Annotated in this window: 18 protein-coding genes; 12 read left to right on the top strand and 6 right to left on the bottom strand. The window is 45.7% G+C overall.

The window, feature by feature from the left end; translation table 11 throughout:
• Positions 1 to 25: 25 nt before the first annotated feature.
• Positions 26 to 2,479, bottom strand: a complete 2,454-nt coding sequence (locus CLV93_RS16290) for a spermine/spermidine synthase domain-containing protein (RefSeq protein WP_106543278.1) — start codon at positions 2,477 to 2,479, stop codon at positions 26 to 28.
• A 2-nt stretch (positions 2,480 to 2,481) separates the two neighbouring features.
• The gene (gene amrB / locus CLV93_RS16285) at positions 2,482 to 3,951 is read right to left on the bottom strand and encodes an AmmeMemoRadiSam system protein B (RefSeq protein WP_106543277.1); all 1,470 of its coding nucleotides are present in this window, start codon (positions 3,949 to 3,951) and stop codon (positions 2,482 to 2,484) included.
• A 213-nt stretch (positions 3,952 to 4,164) separates the two neighbouring features.
• On the opposite strand from amrB, the gene CLV93_RS16280 reads away from it, so the two are divergent.
• Complete coding sequence (locus CLV93_RS16280; RefSeq protein ID WP_106543276.1) at positions 4,165 to 4,935, top strand: creatininase family protein; 771 nt, start codon at positions 4,165 to 4,167, stop codon at positions 4,933 to 4,935.
• Between the two features lie 17 nt (positions 4,936 to 4,952).
• Here the strand turns inward: CLV93_RS16280 and CLV93_RS16275 are convergent, their stop codons facing one another.
• Complete coding sequence (locus CLV93_RS16275; RefSeq protein WP_106543275.1) at positions 4,953 to 5,300, bottom strand: DsrE family protein; 348 nt, start codon at positions 5,298 to 5,300, stop codon at positions 4,953 to 4,955.
• Positions 5,301 to 5,902: 602 nt separating this feature from the next.
• A complete protein-coding gene (locus tag CLV93_RS16270) occupies positions 5,903 to 7,924 on the bottom strand; it encodes a glycoside hydrolase family 97 protein (protein WP_106543274.1) in 2,022 nt (673 codons plus the stop codon).
• A 239-nt stretch (positions 7,925 to 8,163) separates the two neighbouring features.
• Between CLV93_RS16270 and CLV93_RS16265 the strand changes: the two genes are divergently transcribed.
• Together CLV93_RS16265 and CLV93_RS16260 are read left to right on the top strand one after the other, a co-directional pair.
• Positions 8,164 to 9,594 carry a RapZ C-terminal domain-containing protein gene (locus CLV93_RS16265; RefSeq protein WP_106543273.1) on the top strand — a complete coding sequence of 477 codons (1,431 nt, stop codon included), beginning with the start codon at positions 8,164 to 8,166 and terminating at the stop codon, positions 9,592 to 9,594.
• Positions 9,595 to 9,852: 258 nt separating this feature from the next.
• Complete coding sequence (locus tag CLV93_RS16260) at positions 9,853 to 10,572, top strand: nucleotidyltransferase family protein (RefSeq protein ID WP_106543272.1); 720 nt, start codon at positions 9,853 to 9,855, stop codon at positions 10,570 to 10,572.
• A gap of 350 nt (positions 10,573 to 10,922) precedes the next feature.
• Here CLV93_RS16260 and CLV93_RS16255 read toward each other — a convergent pair whose 3' ends face one another.
• Positions 10,923 to 13,739 carry a M16 family metallopeptidase gene (locus tag CLV93_RS16255; protein ID WP_106543271.1) on the bottom strand — a complete coding sequence of 939 codons (2,817 nt, stop codon included), beginning with the start codon at positions 13,737 to 13,739 and terminating at the stop codon, positions 10,923 to 10,925.
• 77 nt (positions 13,740 to 13,816) lie between these two features.
• Positions 13,817 to 14,644, bottom strand: a complete 828-nt coding sequence (locus CLV93_RS16250; RefSeq protein WP_106543270.1) for an HAD hydrolase family protein — start codon at positions 14,642 to 14,644, stop codon at positions 13,817 to 13,819.
• Positions 14,645 to 15,231: 587 nt separating this feature from the next.
• On the opposite strand from CLV93_RS16250, the gene CLV93_RS16245 reads away from it, so the two are divergent.
• The 9 genes from CLV93_RS16245 (at position 15,232) to CLV93_RS16205 (ending at position 25,041) form a co-directional block, all read left to right on the top strand.
• Positions 15,232 to 15,846, top strand: a complete 615-nt coding sequence (locus CLV93_RS16245) for a V-type ATP synthase subunit E family protein (RefSeq protein ID WP_106543269.1) — start codon at positions 15,232 to 15,234, stop codon at positions 15,844 to 15,846.
• A gap of 165 nt (positions 15,847 to 16,011) precedes the next feature.
• Positions 16,012 to 16,863, top strand: coding sequence for a DUF2764 family protein (locus CLV93_RS16240; protein ID WP_106543268.1), 852 nt, complete (start codon positions 16,012 to 16,014; stop codon positions 16,861 to 16,863).
• 9 nt (positions 16,864 to 16,872) lie between these two features.
• Positions 16,873 to 18,630: a V-type ATP synthase subunit A gene (locus CLV93_RS16235; protein ID WP_106543267.1), complete on the top strand. Its 1,758-nt coding sequence runs from the start codon at positions 16,873 to 16,875 to the stop codon at positions 18,628 to 18,630.
• Positions 18,630 to 19,955 (top strand): V-type ATP synthase subunit B, encoded by a 1,326-nt coding sequence (locus tag CLV93_RS16230; RefSeq protein WP_106543266.1) that lies wholly within the window; start codon positions 18,630 to 18,632, stop codon positions 19,953 to 19,955. The genes CLV93_RS16235 and CLV93_RS16230 overlap by 1 nt, the downstream gene beginning before the upstream one ends.
• Positions 19,956 to 20,102: 147 nt before the next feature.
• Complete coding sequence (locus CLV93_RS16225) at positions 20,103 to 20,705, top strand: V-type ATP synthase subunit D (RefSeq protein WP_106543265.1); 603 nt, start codon at positions 20,103 to 20,105, stop codon at positions 20,703 to 20,705.
• On the top strand, positions 20,702 to 22,525 hold the full coding sequence (locus tag CLV93_RS16220; protein ID WP_106543264.1) for a V-type ATP synthase subunit I: 1,824 nt from the start codon (positions 20,702 to 20,704) through the stop codon (positions 22,523 to 22,525). The genes CLV93_RS16225 and CLV93_RS16220 overlap by 4 nt, the downstream gene beginning before the upstream one ends.
• 45 nt (positions 22,526 to 22,570) lie before the next feature.
• Positions 22,571 to 23,029, top strand: coding sequence for a V-type ATP synthase subunit K (locus CLV93_RS16215; protein ID WP_106543263.1), 459 nt, complete (start codon positions 22,571 to 22,573; stop codon positions 23,027 to 23,029).
• A gap of 321 nt (positions 23,030 to 23,350) precedes the next feature.
• Entirely contained in the window at positions 23,351 to 23,899 is a 549-nt protein-coding gene (locus tag CLV93_RS16210; protein WP_106543262.1) for an RNA polymerase sigma-70 factor, read from the top strand.
• A 107-nt stretch (positions 23,900 to 24,006) separates the two neighbouring features.
• Positions 24,007 to 25,041 (top strand): FecR family protein, encoded by a 1,035-nt coding sequence (locus CLV93_RS16205; protein WP_106543261.1) that lies wholly within the window; start codon positions 24,007 to 24,009, stop codon positions 25,039 to 25,041.
• Positions 25,042 to 25,096: the final 55 nt, after the last annotated feature.

Genomic DNA, 25,096 nt, shown 5'->3' with positions numbered 1-25,096 from the left:
CGAAAATTTTTGGCGTTTGCGTTTTTCAGGTTGAAACCGAAGAAGTTCTGTGTTTCGACACAAAGGTCAGGAGGAGATGCATCATTAAAAGTACGATGAGTGTCAGGTTAATTCCAAGCAACGGAACCAAAAACACCGATACTAACATGGCGCCTCCGGCCGAGCCGTACAGATCAGCTTTGTACACCATCGCCGGAGCTTTCGTTTGTGGCTGGTATTGGCTGGAAATTAGTTGGAACATTCGCCCGGTTAGCCATCCGGTTAGGGCAATCAGCAGCAGTTCCGAGGTAATGTAAATGACCGTTCTTCCGGGAGAAAGCCATCCCGCGATGGCCCACTGCAGTATCAGCAATAACATAAACCAGATATGCTGCCGGTAAATCAGGTGATTGCCCTTGGGGCCTTCGGCTATTTTCCAGCGTGCACCCAGCGTGAGTCCGGCCATGAAGAGCGTGAAAATAACGCCAATCAGGTAATAGGAATATCCGAATGCTGATTGAATCAGTACAAGCGGAACAATCTCCATCGTGGATGCAGTAAATCCGGCAGCAAACATGCTTCTGGAAATGCCGCGTGTGAAACTTATCAGGAAGATGAAAATGACAAAGAGTATGGTCCCGAAAAGAATGTAGGAAAGACCATGCTTTTTCAACCAGAAACCGGTAAAATAGCTGACTGCAATGGGATGATTGGCCGATACCGTTGGTACTCCATCTTTCATCATTTCCGCATATTCGTGGCTCCGGGTAACCAATTCCGATTCGTCGACAAAATAAGCGATGTAATTGGTCATGATGCCCAAATCGTTGACCCTGGTTAAAATGTTGGCGTGCAATTTGCCATTTGAAACCAGCAGAATATCCCGGTTTCCGGGAAGGATAAGCCAATGTTTGAAATAAGGTTGGATAGTTGCGACGACGGATTGATAGAGACGAACCGTGGTTGGATCGAGATAGTTGGCGGTTGACAACAAAGGGATGGCAACGACTCCGCTATCGGAGAGATTTTTCCGGATGCTTCGGAAGAATTCCTGGGTGTAATACCGGCTGGCTGATGGCGTTTCGGGAGGTGGAATGTTTAAAAGTACACCGTCATATCGAGCAGGATGTTGAGCAATCCAGCGCTGAAAATCGGTCCGGTGGCTATGAATAACAGAGTCGTCCGGAATCGTAATGCTTTGTTTTTCCAAATCGAGCAACTTGCCATTTACTTCGAAGTAATCGATACGGTTTGGATGGTATTTCAGACATTCTGATAGAACGCCGGTTAATGCTCCGGAAATTACTGCTATGTGATTGACGCGTGCAAGCTGGGATAAGGCATAATGGACTGGTTCTTCTGCTGCCGAAGGACTTCCCTGGGAGTAGAGCAGTCGACTGTTTTCGAATACATTGGATTGGCTTTCTGCCTTTGTAATTACCAGTTCACCGGAGATGCTTTGAATAATGCTTTGAATTTGCTGCCCCGGGAAAAGTGAAGCTCGTGTTAACTTCTCGGGCGGAAAAATGAACAGGAAGACTAGAAGTATTGTAATGGCTGAGGTTGTGTAAAGAGGAATTTCTTTCATCCTTCTTCGAAGGAAGAGTAATAATGCCAGGCTGATAATGCCGGTGAGCGCCACGGTTTGAATAGGCGAGATGAGAAATACCCACACAAAACTGAATAACATACCTGAAAGCAAACTGCCCGCTGACTCCCACGAGTAAATCAGACCGGTGGTTTCGCCCGGCCGATGCTGGCTTAAAACCGGAAATAGCAATCCGCCGGTGAGACAAAGAGGTGCCAGCGTAAACAGGGCAAAGAAAGCAAAGCTTAACGGACCGGTTTCTGTTCCCGTTTCGAAAAGCCAGCCGTGTGTTACCCGAATAATCAGGATGCTGACAGATGGAAGTACGGTAATTAGTAGTAACATTCGGATTATCGTAGTAACCGAAAAAGCTTTATTCCGGGCCAATTGTGTGCCGAGTCCGGTAAGGATTAACCAAAGGGAAAGCAAAATGCCGACATAGAGGGCATTGCCTCCAAAGATAGCCAGGTAGTCACGAAACAGAACCAGTTGTCCCGTAAGGGTAACAAGTCCCAAAATAAATGGAAAAAGTAGAGGTGTTTTTCGAATGTAGACTTGTTTCTCTTCTGGTGTTTTCGTTGACTTTCGTTCCGTCTCTTTTCCAAACAAGCGTTTAAAGTAGTTGAGGTGCCAAAAAATATGCAACAGGCCGATAATACTCATGGCAATCCCAAAGTCAACATGCACCGGTAAGGCTTCGTCGAGAAAGGCAAACTTCAGGTTATAGTTGGCTTTCAGTGCCAGCAACAGTCCCAGAACGATTGTGAAGAGAAAAGTAATCAGCAGTAGTATATTCCATATTTGCCGGTGGACGTTACGGGAAATCCATTTCCGACGACTCAGTATCCAGGTAATGAAATAAGCGAGCAGGGTACCTGACAAAATGGGTATGATGCTGTAGGGCGTATTCATGTTTATTTTTCATGAAAAACAATGGCTTCATAGGTGTATAGTTCGGCATCTTTCCAGCCGTTCCAACCGATGCCGGCTTTGTCGCGGGCGCAATGGCTGAGCATTTTTTCCCGGTCCCAACCGGTTTGCTCGGCTACCTGCGGTAAATATGTTCCGCCACGGTTCCCTTTTTTGATGTAAATACCTTGTTTCCCAGGAGTGAATTCCTCCACATTTTTGATTTTGTGCAGCGGAGTCAGAACTGAAATTTCGATTTCAATGGATTTCATTTCGGATAGCAGAACCGGCTGAAAACGCGTGTCTTTGGTGGCGGCGGCAATCGCCATATTCCGGACGACTTCCACCAATGGAATCGACGGATTGAATTGCCCGATGCAACCACGTAATTTTCCATCTTCGATCAGTGTGACAAAGGCACCACAATGTTGCTGAAGGCCTTCAGGATAACCTGGGGCAATTTTCTGCACTGTGCCGGATTTTAAATAGGTTTCAATGCTGCTTCTGGCCAGTTTGAGTAAATAGCTTTGGTCATTTTCGGTCAGATGAAATGTCTGCTCGTTGTCTCTTGTTACCGAAATAGCATAGTAACCAACTACCCGGCTGGGATCGCCTGCAGAGCTAACGCTGGAATTCTGATAAATAATTTGATGGTAATGATAGTCAGGTTTTCCCGAGACCATCTCCATGAGTGTGAGCACGCCACTTTCGCCGCAGAGGCGGGTTAACACATTTTCCGGCGGATTGGGGGCTGTTTCTTGACAAACCTTTTGCAATTGCTCCGGTTTCCCGGAAAGAATTGCATCAGCTGTTTCCTTATCTACTTTTTGTGCGGTTGCATTGGCAGGATAGTGCGAAAAATCGGTGCTGATGATGAAGAGATTGTCGCTGGTAAAGTAGGGCAGAAGTGCTTCCGCCAGTTTCCGGGTAGTGGCCGGATTGGAATCACCGGTCAGAATGGGAACAATGCGATATCCCTTTTTCAAATGATATTGCAGAAAAGGCAACTGAACTTCAATAGAGTGTTCACTTTGGTGTGCTTCGGGAACAAAATGGATGAAGCTGTTCTCTGCTATTAGCTTCTCGGCTAATGTGTCGTTTACCTGAATTTTCCCCAACGGCGTAATGTAATTCCCGTGAGGATAAATGGAAACGCCGCTGAAACGAACGCGGTGTGATACGCCAATGACAAACACATTCTTGTATGCTTTCCCGATAGGAATTTGGGCGTATCCGGTGGCGGCTACTTTTCCTGAAAAAATGTAACCGGCATGGGGAACAATCAGGGCGGCAATTGACGAATCAGTTTGAGTACTCGTATTTTGAAAGAGTTGACTCAGCTCTTTTTTCAACGCATCTGCATTTCCCGGATAGAAGGAACCGGCTACGGCAGGCTGCCTGTCTTGTGCTAGCAGCTGTCCAGGGAATAGCAGCAGCAAAACCACGATGACCCGAAACAAAATGTTTGTTCTCATGGCTCAGGTATTATTGGTTTACCTCTAAAATTAAGAAATAGCTTGAATCATCCATCAAGAATTGTCGGAGATTATTGGTTGTGAAATATTCGTATGGTGTTGATTATAATAAGTATAAATAGTACCGGGATAAAATCCCATATCGGTACGGAATTGCCGGATGAATGGCATTCTATTCTGAAAATGACTATTTTCGGGAAAAACTGACGAGCTATGAGACCGTATATTCTTGCTGAAACCAATTGGAAAACCGTTCGTGAAATTGATTATGAACTGGCTATTCTTCCCTGGGGGGCCACCGAGGCTCACAATCTCCACTTACCCTATGCCACCGATGTTTTTGAATCGGAATATTTTGCCTGGGAATCGGCAAAAATCGCATGGGAAAAAGGAGCGAAAGTGATTGTTTTACCGGCTATTGCTTATGGTGTGAATACCGGACAGCCGGATGTGAAACTTGATATGAACCTGAATCCCTCGACGCAGTTGGCGATTCTCGACGATTTGATTACTGTGCTGAATCGTCAGGGAATAAAGAAGCTGGTGATTTTGAATTCGCACGGTGGCAACGACTTTAAAATGCACATCCGGGAATTAAATCTTCGTTTTCCGGAAATGTTGCTGTCGCAGTGCCATTGGTTCAAAATGCCCGGAATAGAGGACTTTTTTGAAGATGTCGGTGAACATGCCGGCGAGATGGAAACCAGCCTGATGCAATTGTTTCGACCCGATTTGGTGCGCTCGCTGGAAGATGCTGGCGAAGGTAAAGCGAAAGTTCCCCGTATTCCGGCTTTACGCGAAGGTTGGGCCTGGTCCGAACGCAAATGGACGCAGGTAACTTCTGACACCGGAATCGGAAATCCGAAAGAGGCTACAAGGGAGAAAGGCGAAGGCTTTTTCCGGCATGTTTCCGAAAAGGTTGGTACCTTTTTTTACGATATGGCTACAACAACTCCGGAAGATATGTACATCGACCCGGATTAGCTCTGATATTCAGGAGATCAGAATGTGAGCACTTTCCAGCCGTCTTTCAGGTAACTGGTTAGCGGTACGCCCATCGGACGCACGTCGATGCCCAGCTGATGGAGTTGATCGGTTATGCCGTACATACTGGCACACGTCGCGCAGGCTTCAACGGTGAGTCCGTTATTCAGCATGTCACGTATCTGGTTTTGTAAACTTTCGTTTTCGGTCAGCAGCTTGGCCGATGGACCCCATACGATTAACCGCACTTCCTGAAACCAATGTTGAAGATGCGCGTTGTGGGTGTACATGAGGCAAACCTTTTCGGCAACATCCGGATCGCCACTTGCCCAAATAACTGCTAAGTGATCGTCATGATCTTTCATATCTCAGGTATTTTGTGATTCTACAAGTGAGTAATTTAACGTGCAATTGCTCTGCTTCCTTAAATTTACAATAAAGCTTCCACGGCGAAAAGAATTTCCTGTTTAATAATGTGAAGAGATGTTACCATTGGTTTTATACTTCTTTCTTTTGAATGATTTCAGCGGCGCTGGAAACCTGCGATTATTTCGTTCGTTCGCGAAAATGATGTTTTTGCACTGTAGGACGATGAATTGAGCTTTGCAAATGAGAGAAAACGAAAACTGGAGTACCTTAAAATAGCCCCAAACGTTACTTTAGATAATTCTTTCCGGGGTATCTTGCCAAGAAGTTAATCAAGTAATGTTTATTATTAAGAATTATTCTTAAAAGCGGCGCGCGACGTAAACCATGGAGCTTTCCCGTTGTTTACTAAAGTGAAAATGTTGCGGGAAAATGGTCATGATATCCCGGAAACAATTTTCGTTAAAAAGCATTTATCAAAATTCTATCAGGTGTTGATTTGGTTGATGATTAAAGTTGCTTGATAAATGCCTTTAACACGGAGAGGATGTTCTGAAAAGGACATCCTCTTTTTTTTTTGCAAAAACGGTTGTAAATATGGTTACCGGGCGGGAGTAAAGCGGATGGCAGCACCTCCGCCGGGGGCTAAGTTCAGGCGTAATGTGGTACGACGGTTAACTTCCTTTTTGGTGATCTCAATGGATACCGGGTTGTTGCTGTAGTTGGCCTGTGGCCCGTCGAGGTACATCTCGGCCGTGTATTTTCTTCCCTTTGCCAGGAAACTTAACGGAACTTCAATCTTTCGCGGGTCTTCATCCGTAATAGCTCCCAGGTACCAATCGCGGCTATTCCGGTCTTTCCGGATAACCGTTACATAATCGCCAATTTCACCATTAATAGCTTTGGAATACTCCCAATCGACGGGAACATCGTGAATGAATTGAAAAGCCGGGTGGCCCTGGTAGTTCTCGGGTAAATCGGGAACCATTTGCAGCGGACTGTAGAGTACAACATAAAGTGCTAATTGCTTGGCCAGCGTTGTATTTACCTGGTTGTTGGGCTTGTCTTTCAGCGTAAGCTCAAAAATACCAGGTGTAAAGTCCATCGGGCCAGCCAGCAAGCGGGTAAAAGGCAGAATGGTTGTGTGTTCCGGCGGGTTGCCGCCATCTTCGCTCCACGCATTATATTCCTGTCCGCGGGCCCCTTCTCCCGACATTAGATTGGGATAGGTTCGTCGCAAACCAGTAGGGATGATGGGCTCATGAACATCGAGCATGATGTGACGTTTGGCTGCTTCCTGAACCACACGCAAATAATGGTTGACCATGAACTGGCCGTGATGCCACTCTTTGCCGTTAACGCGCGAACCAACGTAACCGGTTTTCACATAATGAACACCGTATTTTTGATAGAAGTTAAAAGCTGAGTCGAGTTGCTGTTCGTAATTGGCTACATCAGCGCCGGTCTCATTGTGACCGATTAGCTGCACACCCTTTTTGCGCGCGTAGTCGGTTATTTTTTTGATGTCGAAATCGGGATAAGGCTTGGTGAAACTGAATTTCCAGTCTTCCCAGCCTTGGTTCCAACCTTCGACGAGCACTGCCCCAATGCCGGCCTTCGCGGCAAAGTCGATGTACTTCATCACATTTTGCGTGTTAGCTCCATGTGTGGGAGAGTACTGCCAGGTTTCTTTTCCGAGGTGCAACGACCACCAGATTCCTACAAATTTTGTTGGTTTTATCCAGGAAACATCTCCCAGTTGATTCGGCTCATTCAGGTTGAGGAGCATTCGTGAATTCATCAATCCGGCGGCGGTTGAGGAAACCAGAACGGTCCGCCAGGGAGTAACCCGGGGAGCTGATGTTTTTACTTTCACACCATCGGACCACGGCACCAGATCGCAACGCAGTTTATTATTTCCCGAATGATATAATGACATGGAAGCATAATCGACCAGTGCAGCTTCATGTATACTGATATAGTTTCCGCTTTTGGTTTCCAGCGTAAGCGGTGTACAAACAGTATCTGTTAATTCTGAAAGAGGATGGCTGGTGTAAAGATACTCGTAACGGTTGTCGCCATATGCCGGAATCGACCAGGCAGTGTGGTCGCCGCTGAAGGCGAACCCTGTCACTTCGTTGGATATTTCGAAATCTTTCAGGTTTTCTTGCCCCGGGAACTCGTAACGGAAAGCAAAGCCTTCGTTGTACACTCTGAATATAATGTTCATTTTCCGGTGCAAACCATGCTGTTCTTTCAGTTCAATCTTTAACTCACGGTAGTTGTTCCGAATCTCCTTTTGCTCACCCCAGGGCTGTGTCCAGGTTTGGTCGACCTGATCGCGGTCGAACCGGGTGGCAACGAAATCATCGAGTAGATTGGGAGCGCCTTTTAATTCGAAGCCCAGTTGCGATTTATAGAATAGTGGTTTTTCGCCCAGTTTGGCCGAATAGAAGGGTTTTCCTTCGTGGTCGAGATAGAAGGTCACGTTCAGTGTTTCGTCGGGAGAGACGACTGTTCGGGAAGTGGTTGGGTTTTCCTCGCAGCGACTTAAAATGAATATGGCAGCGATGATTAGAAATACGGTACTGATGGCGGGAAATATGTTTGGGTATTTTTTCATATGTCTGTTAGATTAGGCTACGTTTATTAGTACAAATAATTTACTGAAAAAGTTTGAAACGGCCTCAGTGATTTTGATTTGATACTTTAGTTAAAGCTATCGGAAACGACACGGGGAATGGAATTTGCGCTGGCGTTATGATTCCTGTTCAACGAAAAATGCTTTTCTTTACGCCGGACAGATAGCTTTAGAATTTCCGGGCGAATCCTTACATTTGAACTGCTAAAACCATTGATGCATTGAAAAAGACGACACAACAACATATCATCGGATTATTTGAGAAAACGTTTGGCGAGAAAGTAACGGATATCGAGGTATTGCCACCTTCCGGTTCCTATCGGGAATATTGCCGGTTGGTTTCGGACAAACGTAACGTGATTGGTGCCTGGAATGAAGACGATAAAGAAAACCGGGCGTTTATCGAATTTTCGAAAGCGTTGCGGACAAGTGGTATCAATGCGCCGGAGATATACAGCGAGGAAACCGAAAAGCATATTTATCTGCAGCAGGATTTGGGGAATACCACCTTGTTCCAGTTTCTGAGTGATGTTCGTGAAAAAGATGGTTTTTCGGAGAAGATAGTCGATGTGTACCGCAAGGTGGTGTCGCAGTTGCCAAAAGTACAGATTGAGGCCGGGAAGAATATCGATTATAGCTATTGTTATCCGCGCGATGCATTCGATCGGCAATCGATGATGTGGGACCTGAACTACTTCAAGTATTATTTTCTGAAGTTGGCCAAGATTTCGTTCGACGAACAATCGCTGGAGGACGATTTTCAGCGTTTCACCGATTATTTGCTGGAGGTTGAAAGAGACTTTTTCCTCTATCGCGATTTCCAAAGTCGCAACGTGATGTTGATGGACGGCGAACCCTGGTTCATCGATTACCAGGGAGGACGAAAAGGAGCGTTGCAATACGATTTGGCATCATTGCTGTATGATTCGAAAGCCGACATTCCGCAACCGGTTCGAGATGAGTTACTGGAAGCATATCTCGATGAATTAGAAAAATATCATCCGGTTAACCGGAAAGATTTCCGTGAATATTTCTACGGCTACGTTTTGATTCGTATGATGCAGTCGATGGGGGCGTATGGATTCCGTGGATTTTATGAAAAGAAAGAGCACTTCCTGAAGAGTATCCCGTATGCGTTGGAGAACCTGGTGATTGTGCTCGATAAATTTTCGTTCCCAATTGAGTTGCCGGAACTGGAAAAGGTTCTCCGTTCGTTGCCGGAATCAGAAACACTGAAGAAGATTGCGTCGAAGCAGGATGAAATGACGGTTCGGATTACCAGCTTTTCATATAAGAAAGGAGTACCACAAGATCCTTCCGGGAACGGAGGCGGCTATATTTTTGACTGTCGCGCTGTGCACAATCCCGGTAGGTACGATCAATACAAAACCCTGACGGGAAAAGACCCGGAAGTCATTTCTTTCTTTGAAGAAGAATCGGAAATGGAAGATTTTCTCCGGCCTGTTTTCAATTTGGTCGATCAAAGCGTGGAGAAATATATCGAACGCAAGTTTAACCATCTGATGGTGAGTTTTGGGTGTACCGGAGGGCAGCATCGCTCGGTGTACGCGGCGGAACGGCTTACAGAACACCTGAAAAACAAATATCCGGTTCGTGTTGTTACTTTCCACAGAGAGCAGGAAGCTCTGTGATTAGTAGCAAAAAGTAGTTATGTCAAAAACTTTGTGTAAGTCGAAGAAGGAGTACAAACCTCCTGAGAATCCTAAGTACGAGTGCAAGAAATGCGGCAAAGTGACCTTGAAGGAAAAAAAGGTCTGCAAGCCTCGGAAAGTAAAAAGTTAATTTATTCAACAGAATACATGATGTCGGCGGTTTACTCTGTGAACCGCCGATGTTTTTTTATTTTCGTGAAGAAACAAAAAGTCAATTTTTAAATATTGCCGAAACCTATGAAAGCCCTGATTTTTGCAGCGGGTCTGGGAACCCGCCTTCGTCCGCTCACCGATAACAAGCCCAAAGCCTTGGTGGAAGTTGCCGGAAAAACTTTGCTTCAACGAGCCATCGAAAAGGTGAGTAGTGCCGGCTTTGAAGAGATTGTGGTGAACATTCATCATTTCGGCGACCAGATTATTGACTTCCTGGAAAGGAATAACAACTTTGGACTGGATATCCGAATTTCCGATGAGCGCGATGAATTGCTCGATACAGGCGGAGGCATACTGAAGGCCCGGCCGTTGCTGGAAGATTCGGAACCTTTCCTGGTGTACAATGTAGATGTATTGTGCTCCCTCGATTTGAAAAAGTTACTGCAATGGCACAAGGAACGTAAGGCGCTGGCTACATTAGTTGTTCGCAGGCGGGACACTTCTCGTTATTTGTTGTTCGATGAGGATATGCAATTGTCCGGTTGGACCAATATCAAAACCGGTGAAGTGAAAATGGCCCGGCAAACACCGAAAGTCGAAAAGTTCGCTTTTAGCGGCATTCATATCATCGAGCCTTCCGTTTTTCCCTTAATTACTGAAACGGGCAAATTTCCAATTATTCACATGTATTTGCGGTTAGCTGCGCAGAATGCCATTTATGGATTCGAAGATACTTCGGATTTGTGGATGGATTTGGGCAAACTGGAGCAGTTGCAGGTTGCCGAAGAAAGACTCTCAGAATAACGAACATCCCGGTAGGAAAATATTTAGGAGAGGTCAATTGCTACACGTGCGGCATGGGCTGCTACAGGTCAGTGGTGCGTTGCTACACATACGGCGTGGCCTGCTACCTGTCAGTCTTGTGTTGCTACACATACGGCACGGCTTGCTACCAGTCAGTCGTGTGTTGCTTCGTGCGGGGTACTTACTGCTACACGCGGGTATCGGTGGGATGTGGCAGAGACTGAAAGCATTTCGTCCTAAAACGAATTTTCGGATGCAAAAAAGGTGTCCCTGTCGGTTGACTCCAGCGTTTGGAAACTGCAGAGCTACCTCGGGGACACCTTCTTTTTTTATCCTATCGGGAATGCCGGTTATTTGTCTTTTGTTCCTTTTTCAGGAAGCAACGCAACACTTATGTAGTTGTTGAAATCCCAAACCCATTTGGCCGCCTTCTGCAATTCTTTCGGGTTCAATGCATTTACTTCAGTGTTGAACTGGTCGAAAGTAGAGAAATCACCGTCATGATTCAGGTAGTACGATTTCAGTGCGCTCAGCCAGTAGTCGTTCTCGCGAAGATTGGTTTCGCGTTCACGCAGCATTTTCTCCATCGCCTTGTGCACTTCTTCCTGCGACGGACCGTTCTTGAGCAGATCCTTGATTTCATCGAAAACAGCGGCTTTTAACGTGTCAACTTTCTCCGGAGCGGTACCATAATAAATCGTCATGGTATATTCCGGTTCCGGAAGTTTATTGAACGAAGGTTGTGCTCCGATGTAATATACACTGGATTTGTCCTCGCGAATACTTTCCAGCAAACGGGTGGTAAGAATTTTAGCGAGTGCGTCGAGTTCAACGATGTCTTTCGTATCGTAGTTCAGCTTACCGTGGAATTGGATGTACTGAATACTTTTCGGTTCAGTTCCTTTGTACACCTTCTTCTCGACAGCACCTTTCGGCGGACGGATACCCAAATCCTTCCAATGATCGGTTTTGCCCGTTGTTGGCAGCGAAGCCAGGTAGGTTTCTACCAGTGGTTTCATTTTATCGAAGTCGATGTTACCAACAAAGATGAATTTGAAATCGCCTGCATTGGAAAACCGGTCTTTGTCGATGGCTTTGATGCGATCGAAATTCGCCTCCTTCAATGTCTTTTTAGTCAATGGACGAACCCACGGACTGTAATTGCTGGCAACCACGCGGAAGGTATCGGAGAAGGCCGCTTCCGGAGAAGCTTTCCGGTTGTCGAGCTGACTCTCCATCCGGGTCATGAAAGAGTTGAAGGCCGATTGGTCAACGCGTGGATGGGTGAAATAGAGGTTCACCAGTTTCATCAACGTTTCAACATCTTTTTTCGAAGAAGAACCCTGGAACCCTTGAGTAATCTGGCGAATGAACGGTTCGACATTGGCTACTTTGCCTGCCAGTTTTTTGTCCAGTTCGGGAGCCGTAAAGTCAGAAAGTCCGCTCATCTGCATGATGGTTGCTGCAAAATCAGTGGAAACATCGTCCGATGGCGAGTAAACCGAATATCCACCCGGTCCGTAAGCTGAGAAAAGAATTTCGTCATCTTTGAAATCCGTTTTCTTCAGAATGACTTTGGCACCATTGGAAAGTGTCCACTCTTCTGCATTTACTTCCGGAATTTTCTTCTCGCTGACAATCTTACCAGGAGTTGGTTGTTCAGGCATCAGCGGTGCATCGGAAACCTGATCTTTATATGGCTTGATTTTAGCCGTGTCTACTTCCGCCAGAAGCTTTTTGACATCGTCGTTGGTCGGAACCGGAACGCCTTTCACGTCCGGAGCGGTGATAATTACCACGCGGTTATCCGGTGTCAACCACTTTTTCGCCAGTGCATCCACATCAGCGAGTGTAATGGTCGGCATCAATTCCTTATAATATTGATACTCCTTGTCAAGTCCGGGAACGGGCTCTTTCCGCTCCAGAAAGTTGCGGCTGTATTCGTTGGCAATACTGATGGATTGGCGTTTGTCACGATCGTTGTAAGCGGTTTCCATCGAGCTCATCATCGACGCTTTTGCACGCTTCAATTCACTTTCGGTAAAGCCATAATCTTTTACTCGCTGGTTCTCGATAAGCACGGCTTTCAATCCTTCCGGAATTTTTCCCGGATGGGTAACGACCATGGAGGAATAAACATCCACCGGGCCGACCAAGCCGCCATAGCTGGAGCGTGCAAATACAAACGGAGGATTTTCTTTTTGCGCAATTTCCGACAAACGAGCATTGATCATGCTGTTGTACAGGCTGTGCATCATCATTTCGCGGTAGCCACCAACGGTTGTGTCGAGCTCCATGGGATGCTTGATGTACAAATTAGCTGATGAATAGGTTGCTTCCGGGTCGGTGACAACTTTGATGAGGGTACCTTTTTGGAAAGGAACATCGAATGAAGGCTTTTTGCGTTCGTTTTTGTGAATCGGAATTTGAGAGAATTTCTCTTTTACTTCCTGAACCATTTTTTTCTGGTCGAAATCGCCCACAACAATGACAGCTTGCAGATCGGGACGATACCAGTCGTTGCGGAAGCGGCGAACAGCTGACGGAGGACAACTGTCTACGACCGACATTTTCCCGATAGGTAAACGGTCGGCATAATGCGAATCTTTGAAGAACACCGGCAACCACTGTTTCATCATGCGTTGCTGTGCTCCTTGTCCGCCACGCCACTCTTCGTGAATGACACCACGTTCCTTGTTAATTTCGTCGTTCGAATCGGTTACCTGGGAAGCCCAGTCGTAAAGAACCTGCAGGCCTTTGTTCATGTATTTGACACTGTCGAGTGGTACCTTCAACATGTAAACGGTCTGGTCGAAGCCGGTGTAAGCATTGATTTCCGGTCCGAATTCCATACCGATGGATTCGAAGTAATTCACGAGCTCATTTTTCGGGAAATTTTTGGTCCCGTTGAAGCTCATGTGCTCGCAAAAGTGGGCGAGTCCTTGTTGGTCGTCATCTTCTAGAATGGAGCCGGCTGATACAACCAGCATCAATTCTGCACGGTTTTTCGGGGTATGGTTGGCCCGAACATAATAGGTTAGTCCGTTTTTCAATACACCTTTGTCCGTCTTCGGATCGAAAGGAATTTTAGCTTTTAAATCCGGCACCTGGGCATAAGAACCCATCGCCAAAAAAATGGTCAACAGACCAAGGATTAACTTTTTCATAAGCAATTTGTCTTGGAATAATAATTAATATGATTTTTGTGGGTGTTTCACAATTGGTATAGTGTTTGGCTAATTCGTTACAAATGTTGTCGAACAGCATACGAAAATCCGTCTTCATGGTGAGCCCGGCTGTTCCGGTAACGAAACTTCAATTCGTCAGGCGCATTGTCGACAACATACGAGAGCCGGGTGTAATCGAGCAATTCCATATCGTTAAAATCGTTTCCGATACCCAGCGTATTTTCTTTGGGAATGCCTGTTAACTGGCAAACCGCTTCCACACCGTGTGCTTTGGTAACTCCTTCCGGGAAGATTTCCATCCAGGTGAAATCGGGATGCAGCGGCGAAGTGGCCCGTATAACACTAACGTGCGGAAATTGCTTCAGTACTTTTTGCTTGATGACGTCAAAATGTTCTGCGTCGCGCGGAAGAAATATTAAAACCTGGGAAATGGGAAAAGCATCGTTTTCTTTTAATTGAACCGCGTCTCCCAACACCTTGTGGTAATTGAGGTAACGTTCAAATTCTTCACAGGGGCTACTTCTCCACCAGGCAAAATGGTGATTGTCCGGAATTTCGCGCGAAACTTTGAAGTTGAGTTTTTCGGCCATCAGAAACTGAATAATTTCTCCTGTTTCATCGGCCGGAATACTCATGGCCATCAGCAACTTTTGTTGTTTCCAGTTAATCAAACCTGCACCAGAGCTGAAGATGACAAAATCAAACGGCATATCGGGCGTAAGTACCTGTTTTACCTTCATCAGATTTCTTCCGGTGGCTGCTACCCGGCATATTCCCAATTTTCCCAACTCTACCAGTGTTGCGTAGTCTGCTTTACTGATGGAATGATCTGCCTGCAACAGCGTGCCGTCCAGGTCGGTTATCACCATTTTTATTTCTGTCATTTGAAAAAAAATAATCGAAATTATATTAGATAATCAATGGGTTAAGAATTTTGGGCCGGAAAAGTTAAAATTTCCCAAAACCAATAGTCTTTCCGAATGTTTATCTGACGCCAGCCTGCGTCAAGCAGCCAGCAAACAACGTGCCGAAAAAATAATTTTGCCGGCAGAATGGTTGAAGTTACAATTCCTGAAGAAGGTTTAAAAGTGAAACTTTAAAATTTTAACAGAGGTTTGATTATATAACATAATTTGAAAGATTTAGCCGTTAAAGAAGGGGAGTCTTTTAGGGTGAAATATGTTTCCGGGTTGTTAAAAAATTGTTAAATTCGGGCGCCGGAAGAAATTAAGTTACCGTGTTTTATCATTTCTTTGTCGGTGAGCGATCGGGCCGGGGTTACCGTGGCGATGGTATTTGACCGAAGAAGGCTCGGAGCATATAGATTTTAAGGGATGTTGTTCGGTTCGTTGATGACATTACAACCTGTATTTTCTCTTCTTTTTTTTGTCAGGGGAATTGTATCTTTCGAATTCAAATTTTTGGCGTGTAGACAACCAAAATCAATGCATACAACAAATAACTAATAGATATGGACAACAGACTTCAAGAGCTGACTGATAAGATTTATCAGGAAGGAATCTCGAAAGGAAACGAGGAGGCCGAAAAAATTGTGTCCGATGCCCGTGCGGAGGCAGAGAAAATTTTGGCTGAAGCAAAGAAGAAAGCTGAGAATATCGTTTCTGATGCCGAGAAAAAATCAGCCGAATTCGATCAAAACACCAAATCCGAACTCAAGCTGGCTTCCCGCCAGGCAGTTGATGCCCTGAAGCAAGAACTCGTCGGTATCATTAACGGTACCATTACTACTTCCGAAGTAAAAGCAGCGATGGGGGATACCAAGTTTATCCAGAAAGCCATCGAAACTGCTGTGAAAAACTGGGCTGTACATAACGATGAAACCATCGACATGCAGGTTCTCATCCCCAAAGAGGACGAAAAAGCCATCAGCGATTACTTTGCCGGTACTGCAAAAGGCGTGCTCGATAAAGGTTTTTCTATCGAAACAGTAAATGACCTGAAAGCTGGTTTCCAGGTGGCTCCGGCCGACGGAAGCTACAAGGTTAGCTTTACTGATGAGGATTTCATCAACTTCTTCAAAGAGTTCTTGCGTCCGAAAATCGTTGAACTTCTTTTCGAAAAGTAATAAGAACACAGGGTTAGTACCCAGTGCTTTTGGATGAGAACCTTTTACGAATGAGACAACCAACCGGGCCAGGATTCCTGTTCCATACTTTTGCTCAGCAAATCAAGGAATAAAAATCATTTTTACTGAATCCGGCAGGCTGTTTGTTTTGGAAAACCATTTCGAATGAAAAAATATTACTGTCTGGTTGCCGGGCTTCCCGAAATTCGCATAGATGACAACAAACAGAACTTCGATTTGAAGGAGTTCAAGGAGGAGTTGCGTGCCAACTTGTCGGAAGGCGATTTTGAGTTGATCAAACTCTTCTACCGGAAATTCGACAACCTGAACCTGATAGCATACCTGAAAGATGCCGAGGCTAAACTTGACGACCGGGGAAATCTAACTCAGGATGACTTCACTGAAATCCTTCGGATGGTGAAGGAGGAAGAAAATCCGAAAGATGAGCGAATTCCGGTGTACTTTAAAGAGTTTATTCCTGCCTGGCTCGAAGAAAAACCGCTGTTCCCCGATATGGCGTGGGAAGATCAGCTGGCAACGCTCTATTACGACGATGCCCTGAAATGCCGGAATGAATTCTTTAGCAGCTGGTTTGCCTTCAATCTGAATGTGCAGAATATCCTGACCGCTATCAACTGCCGGAACTATGACCTGGATCTGGGGCCGGCTATCGTTGGAAACAGCGAAATCGCCAATACCATTCGCGAAAGCAACTCGAAAGATTTTGGTCTGGCAGCCATCTTCCCTTACCTGGATGACGTGCTGCATATTTCTGAAGAGGCCAATCTTTATGAACGTGAACGTCGCATTGATGCACTCCGTTGGAAGTGGCTCGAAGAAAATGCATTCTTCAAGTATTTCACGGTAGAGAAAGTCTTTGCCTATCTGCTGCAACTCGAAATGATTGAACGATGGGTGAAACTGAGCCAGGAAACCGGCCTGAAGATTTTCCGCGATTTTGTTCAGGAACTGCAACACTCGTTCGAGTTCCCCGAAGAATTTAAATTAAACAAGTAAACAACGAATATGTCTACGCAAGGTAAAGTCAAAGGAATTATTGCCAACCTGGTGACAGTGGAAGCCGATGGTCCGGTAGCGCAGAACGAAATCTGCTACCTCCAGACCCGCGGTACCGACCTGATGGCTGAGGTGATTAAGGTCAATGGAGCCAACGCCTTTGTCCAGGTTTTCGAAAGCACCAGGGGACTGAAAATCGGTGATCCTGTGCGGTTCACCGGACATATGCTCGAAGTAACGCTCGGGCCAGGCATCCTCTCCAAAAACTACGATGGTCTGCAAAACGACCTCGACAAAATGGATGGTGTCTTCCTGAAAAGGGGAGATTATACCAATCCGCTGGATGATGACACTCTCTGGAACTTTAAGCCGCTGGCCAAGGCCGGCGACGAAGTGGAAGCTGCCAGCTGGCTGGGTGAGGTAAACGAGAATGGTAAACCTCACCGAATTATGGTGCCATTTGTGTTTGAAGGTAAATACACCGTTAAATCGGTTGTCGAAGCAGGCGAATATAAAATAAACGACACCATTGCTGTCTTGGTGGATGCCGACGGCAAAGAACACAACGTGACCATGGTACAGAAGTGGCCGGTGAAAAAAGCCATTACTGCCTACCGGGAAAAACCCCGTCCGTTCAAACTGCTCGAAACCGGTGTTCGTACCATCGATACCATTAACCCGATTGTAGAAGGTGGTACAGGATTTATTCCCGGACCTTTCGGTACAGGTAAAACCGTATTGCAGCACGCTATCTCGAAGCAGGCGGAAGCTGATATCGTGGTGATTGCTGCCTGTGGTGAGCGTGCAAACGAGGTAGTGGAAATCTTTACCGAGTTCCCCGAACTGGATGACCCGCACACAGGTCGTAAACTGATGGAGCGTACCATCATCGTGGCCAACACGTCAAACATGCCGGTTGCTGCCCGTGAAGCTTCGGTTTACACCGCGATGACCCTTTCGGAGTATTACCGTTCAATGGGATTGAAGGTGCTGATGATGGCCGACTCTACTTCCCGTTGGGCTCAGGCCTTGCGTGAGATGTCGAACCGTTTGGAAGAGCTGCCCGGACAGGATGCATTCCCGATGGACCTTTCGGCCGTTATTGCCAACTTCTACGCCCGTGCAGGTTTTGTTTACCTGAATAACGGTGAATCAGGTTCTGTAACCTTTATTGGTACGGTATCACCTGCCGGTGGTAACCTGAAAGAGCCGGTAACTGAGTCGACCAAGAAAGTGGCCCGTTGTTTCTACGCGTTGCAGCAGAGCCGCGCCGATGGAAAGCGTTACCCGGCCATCAACCCAATCGAATCGTATTCCAAATACCTGGAATATCCCGAGTTCGAAGAATATATTGCGAAACGTATTGGCGACAAGTGGATCGCTTCCATTAATGAACTGAAAACGATCCTACTTCGTGGACAGGAAGTTAGTGAGCAGATCAATATTCTTGGTGATGATGGTGTACCGGTGGAATATCACATCCGTTTCTGGAAGTCGGAAGTTATCGACTTTGTGATTCTTCAGCAGGATGCATTCGATAAGGTCGATATGAATACTCCGCTCGAACGTCAGGAATATATGTTGAATAAGGTGATGGGCATTTGCCATACCGATTTTCAGTTTGAATCGTTCACTGAAGTGGGGAGCTACTTCAAACGAGTGATCAACAACCTGCGCCAAATGAACTACTCGGAGTTTGAAACTGACGAGTTCAAGAAGTTTGAAGAAGAATTGAATCAGATCATTAACGAAAGAAAAGTAGCATAATGGCAACGAAAGCTTTTCAGAAAATATATACTAAAGTCACACAGATTACGAAAGCAACCTGTACCCTGAGAGCTGAAGGGATTGGCTACGATGAACTGGCCGAGATTAACGGCCGGCTGGCACAGGTAGTGAAAATCATTGGTGACGATGTGACCCTGCAGGTGTTTGGTGGTACAGAAGGTATCCCGACCAATGCAGAGGTAACTTTCCTTGGGAAATCGCCTTCGCTGAAAGTAAGTGACCAGCTTGCCGGACGCTTTTTCAACGCTTTTGGCGACCCGATTGATGGCGGACCTGATATTGAAGGTCAGGAAGTTGCAATTGGCGGACCGTCGGTAAACCCGGTACGTCGTAAGCAACCGTCCGAGTTGATTGGAACCGGTATTGCCGGTATCGACCTGAACAACACGCTGGTATCGGGACAGAAGATTCCGTTCTTCGCCGACCCGGATCAGCCGTTCAACCAGGTAATGGCGATGGTAGCACTTCGTGCAAAAGCCGACAAGATTATTCTTGGTGGTATGGGACTGACGAACGACGACTACCTCTTTTTCCGCAATGTATTCGATAATGCCGGTGCGCTCGACCGTATCGTATCGTTTGTGAATACAACGGAGAATCCACCGGTGGAACGTCTGTTGGTACCTGATATGGCACTGACAGCAGCCGAATATTTCGCGGTAGAAAAAAACGAAAGCGTGCTGGTACTGCTGACCGATATGACGCTGTACGCGGATGCGCTCTCGATTGTATCGAACCGTATGGACCAGATTCCGTCGAAAGACTCGATGCCGGGTTCGCTCTATTCCGACCTTGCTAAGATTTATGAGAAAGCAGTTCAGTTCCCGAGTGGTGGTTCTATTACCATTATCGCGGTAACTACGTTGTCGGGTGGTGATATTACCCACGCTATTCCTGATAACACCGGTTACATTACCGAAGGACAGTTGTTCCTGCGCCGTGATTCGGATGTCGGCAAAGTAATTGTCGATCCGTTCCGTTCGCTGTCGCGACTAAAACAGTTGGTTATCGGGGATAAGACCCGTGAGGATCACCCGCAGGTAATGAACGCAGCCATCCGTCTGTTTGCCGATGCTGCCAGCGCTAAAACGAAACTGGAAAACGGTTTCGACCTGACGGAATATGACCAGCGTACACTGGATTTTGCCAAAGAGTACTCCAATGATTTGCTGGCTATTGACGTCAACATCGGTACGGACGATATGCTGGACACGGGCTGGAAACTTCTCGGCAGACACTTCAAACCTGAAGAGGTAGGTATCAAGCAGGAGCTGATGAATAAGTACTGGCCGAAAGAGGCATAAATAATAAATTGAAAATTGAGAATTGATAATTGAGTATGAATGAAGTAACTGAGGTTGAATACTCTTACTTCCATTATCCGTACTTCAAAAGGTATTGGGAAGTCTTAATTTTCAATTCTCCATTCTCCATTTTCAATTGTAAAGAATATGGCAATAAATTTTCAATACAATAAAACCGCTTTACAGGGACTCGAGAAGCAACTCAAGGTTCGGGTGAAGGCTTTGCCTACCATTAAGAACAAAGAGTCGGCGCTGCGGGTCGAAGTAAAGAGGGCTAAAGATGAGGTGAAAAGGCTGAACAAGCTCCTCGAAGAGACCATCGAAGAATACGATTCGATGATGGCACTTTGGGGCGAGTTCGACGTTTCACTCGTTAGGGTAAAGGATGTGAAGATGTCGGTGAAAAAGATTGCCGGTGTCCAGACACCTATCCTCGACGGTGTGGAATTCGAAATAGCTCAGTTCAGCGTTTTCAGTAAACCCAAATGGTTCCTCGATGGCATCAAAGTAGTGAAGGAATTGGCCGAAATCGGGATCGAGCAGGAGTTTTTCAACCAGAAAATGATACTGTTGGATCATGCCCGTAAGAAGACCACCCAAAAGGTGAATCTCTTCGAAAAGGTACAGATTCCGGGATACGAAGATGCCATTCGAAAAATCAAACGATTCCTGGAAGATAAGGAGAACCTCTCCAAGTCGGCCCAGAAGATTGTGAAATCCCGTCAGGAAACAAGGGAGGTGGAATCATGATTATACGAATGAAAAAATACACCTTTCTGGTATATCACCGGGAGTATGAAATGTTTCTGGACGCTGTCCGGGAGCGGGGATTACTTCACGTGAAAGAACGGAAAGGTGGAGAGGTCGAAGACGCTGCCCTGCGTGAGAAGATGCAGCTGTTGAAGCGCATCCGGGATGCGGTCCAATTTCTGCATCATCGCGAAGCGGAACCGGTAGAAATTACCGGAGACATTGATGCGATGAAAGTGCTTCATGATTTCGAGGCCATGCGCCGCGAACGGGAAGTTGCTGAACAGGAGTTGCAGACGCTGCAAAAAGACGTTCATCAGCTGGAGCCCTGGGGCGATTTCTCCTGGGAGTCCGTTGAACGCTTGGCGGAAGATGGTTGGGAGATTAACTTCTACTCTACATCATCGCGCCGCTGGGAGAAAGACTGGCCCGAGAAATACAACGCCTTTATCATTTCCGAGACCGGTACAATAACCTTTTTCGTAACGGTTACCCCGAAAGGTGAAAAGGTTGATATTGATGCCGACCCGGTTCGCTTGCCGGAACATTCGATGAGTTATGTTCGCGGTGAAATAAGCAAGCTCGGGGAGAAAATCGCGGAAATTGACGCAGCGTACGATGAGTATGCAGCCAAATACATTCCTGCGCTGGAACAGTTGCAACTGAAAGTTCAGCAGGAGTTCGACTTTGATAAGGTGGTACTCAACTCTCCGCGTTCGGCTGAAGACAAAGTCGTTGTGCTGGAGGGATATATTCCTGAAAATGAATCGAAGGATTTCGACCAGTTCCTGGAAACGCAAGGAGTCTACTACGAAGCTACTTATCCTGATTTGAAAGAAAAGGTGCCGGTATTATTGAAAAATAACTGGTTTACCCGGATGTTCGAAACCATTGGTGATCTCTATGCGCTACCTAATTACAAGGAGTTGGATTTAACGCCGTACTATGCACCGTTTTATTGGATCTTCTTCGGATTTTGCCTTGGAGATGCCGGTTATGGTCTGGTGCTGGCTTTGATCGGATTCATCATGGCAGGTCGCGTAAAACCGGATATGAAAGGCCCGATGAAACTGTTGGGAACGCTTGGACTGGCGACCATTATTTTTGGTCTCATCAGTGGAACGGTTTTCGGAATGAGTTTGTACGAAATGAAGTTCTCCTTCTACGGCACATTAGCTGATCGCATGGCTGCCAAAGGAAAAACCATCAACGACGAACTCTTTACCATGGCCCTGGCACTGGGAGCTATCCAAATTTTGTTCGGTATGTTTATCAAAGCGGCCAACGAAAAACACCAGTTCGGATGGAAATATGCCTACGGAACAATTGGCTGGTTGGTATTGATAGTCGGTGGCTTGATCGTGTACCTGATGAGCCAGCTGGGAGTCAATCCATCTGTAGTCAATATCGTGATGTATGTCGTAATCGGAGTCGGTTTTCTCGGTGCATTCCTGTTCAATAACCCCGAAAGGAACGTGTTTATCAATTTCGGAGTTGGCTTGTGGGATGCCTATAATATGGTAACCGGCGTGATGGGTGACTTGTTGTCCTACATCCGTTTGTTTGCCCTGGGAGTTTCCAGTGCGATTCTCGGATACGTATTCAACAGCTTGGCAATGCAGCTGTCACCCGATATTCCGGTGTTGAAGATTGTGGTGATGATCATTATTCTACTCATCGGCCATGGCATCACCATATTCATGTCAACGCTGGGAGCGTTCGTTCACCCGATGCGTTTAACTTTCGTGGAATTTTACAAGAATTCCGGTTTTGCCGGCGGTGGTTTGCGCTACACGCCTTTCAAAAAAAGAATTTCATAAATAAGTAAATAATTAAAGTTATTAACCTGTATAAATAATCAAGAAATGGAACCTATTACATTAGCTTACATTGGAATTGGACTGATGATTGGCCTGTCCGGTATCGGTAGTGCGTTTGGCGTAACCATCGGTGGTAACGCTGCCATTGGTGCAATGAAAAAGAATCCTGATGCATTCGGTAGTTATATGATTCTTTCGGCTCTTCCAGGTACCCAGGGACTTTATGGTTTTGCTGGTTACTTCGTATTTGCCAACTTCGGAACTGCTCTTAGCCCGGACATCACCATGTTGCAGGCGGCCGCTATCTTCGGCGCTGGTTTGGCACTGGGTGTAGTTGGTTTGTTCTCTGCAATCCGTCAGGGACAGGTCGGTGCCAATGGTATTGCTGCCATCGGTGCTGGTTATGACGTATTCGGTAATACACTGATTCTTGCTGTATTCCCCGAACTTTACGCTATTGTAGCGTTTGCGTCTGCCTTCCTTATCAACGGCGCTATTCAATAAGCAAAATATTTGTTGATATATGATGAGCCCGGGCCATTGGTCCGGGCTTTTTTTGTCTGACATCTTCCTGGAAAGATCCGAACCGTGCAATGAAGACGCTACAAGTTAATTATCATAATGTAGTGATTTGTCGGAGAATAAATGTTCTTGAACATCTGTATAAAACAATTTTTGTTTCAATGCTGTTACATCTTGAAGTATAAATAATTACGATTTGTAGGGGAACATTCTGTTAACACTGGCTTAACAAATTATTTTATAAAATCGTTGAGGTCTGTTTAAATAATTACTTATTTAGACCAAATATAAGCCTGACTTAAAATGAAGCAACAGACGAATCCGGATGACCTTCTGTGGAAGGAAATTGTCCGGGATGACAAAAAAGCTTTGGAGTCGTTGTTTAGAAAGTATTTTGCTCCTTTATGCCGTTTTACCGATTCTTTTGTTGAGAATCCTATGACGGCAGAAGAGTTGGTTGCCGATATATTTTTGGGTATTTGGATCAAACGTAAGGAGCTTCTCATTCATACCTCAGTAAGGGCTTACCTTTTTGCTACTGCCCGAAATACTGCCCTCAATCATCTTCGCGGAAATACCAAAGGAAAGATTGTTTACCTGCACGAACAACCTGTCGAACCCGGTTTTGTCGATGGGGTAGATGCCGGCCTTGAATATTACGAGCTGTTGGAACAGGTGGAGGGCATCATCGATAAAATGCCGAAGAAGCGCCAGCAGATTTTCCGGATGCACAAATTGGAAGGTTTGAAGTATAACGAGATTGCCGATCGCCTTTCTATTTCGGTAAATACAGTACAAAATCAGATGAGTGAGGCAAAAAGATTCATGTCTCAGTTTAATGTATTTCTTTGATTACCTGCTAGAAGAGGTTTTTTGTTTTCCACTTAACAAATAATTAACATTAAAGAATAGTAGGTCGACTTGTTGATTCGTGTCTCAGATATGAGAAACACAACCTAATGAGTACGACGGATTTCTATGAACTAGCTATTCGGTGCCTGACGAATGAAGGCACAGACCATGACTGGAAGGAACTGGAGAAGTTCCTTCAGAAACGTGAATACCGTCAGCTTTATCAGAAACTTGCTTCCTCATTTCCTTCCGAAGAAAAAAATTCCCCACAATATAATCTGGAAAGAAGTTTGAATCGACTTCGTAGTGGTATTTCGCTCGATGAAAAAAGGGTTCCTACCAGGAAGAAGGGAAGGATCAAAGTGCTTCTTCGCGGTTTAGTAGCAGCGTCTGTCGCTGCAGTAATTGCCTTGGGAACTGTGAAATATCATTCCGGAAAAGAAGATATCCAATCCAAATCCGAAAAAGTGGCCTGGCTTAAAAAATCAGCGCCGGCCGGACAACAAGTGCGTGTGCTTCTTTCGGATGGAACCCAGGTGATTTTGAACGGAAACAGTCAACTTCGCTATGCATCCAATTACGCTTCTCAATCGGTGCGAAAGGTGTTCCTAAGCGGCGAAGCTTTCTTCACTGTCAAGCATAACGATAAAAAGGAATTTGAAGTAGTGACCGGTCATGTGGTGACACGCGATTTGGGAACCCGCTTTAATGTTGAAGCTTATGCAGAGGATTCGATTATTACCGTGGCATTGGTCGATGGCGCGATTGAAGTAAGTTCGCCGGTAGCCCGACATCTTCAATTAAAACCGCATCAGAAACTTACTTACCACGCGAGTGATAACAGCCAGGAAGTGAATTCCTTCAATGTGGCAGAATTGACCGGCTGGAAAGATCAGCTTCTGATTTTCCACAATAAGCCACTTCCGGTGGTGCTGGAAAAACTATCTCGGCATTACGGAAAGCCCATAGTATTCCACGACAGTGCTTTAAACCAAATCGTTCTGACAACGCAATTCAAACAGAAGTCTTTAGATCAGGTATTAGAAGTGCTCTCGTATGCGGTGGGGGTCAAATTTATCGATAAAGGGGACAGCATATTAGCTGTAAAAAACAATAGTGATAGAAAGAGAAATGAAAACTAAAATGGAATATATGATTTAATCTACTTGTCGGGGATTATCCCGAAAATCACCAACA

This window comes from Prolixibacter denitrificans (genome assembly GCF_003014495.1).
Lineage (GTDB): Bacteria > Bacteroidota > Bacteroidia > Bacteroidales > Prolixibacteraceae > Prolixibacter > Prolixibacter denitrificans.
Note: the sequence above shows the minus strand (reverse complement) of the source record. Positions and strands in the feature narration are given on the sequence as shown.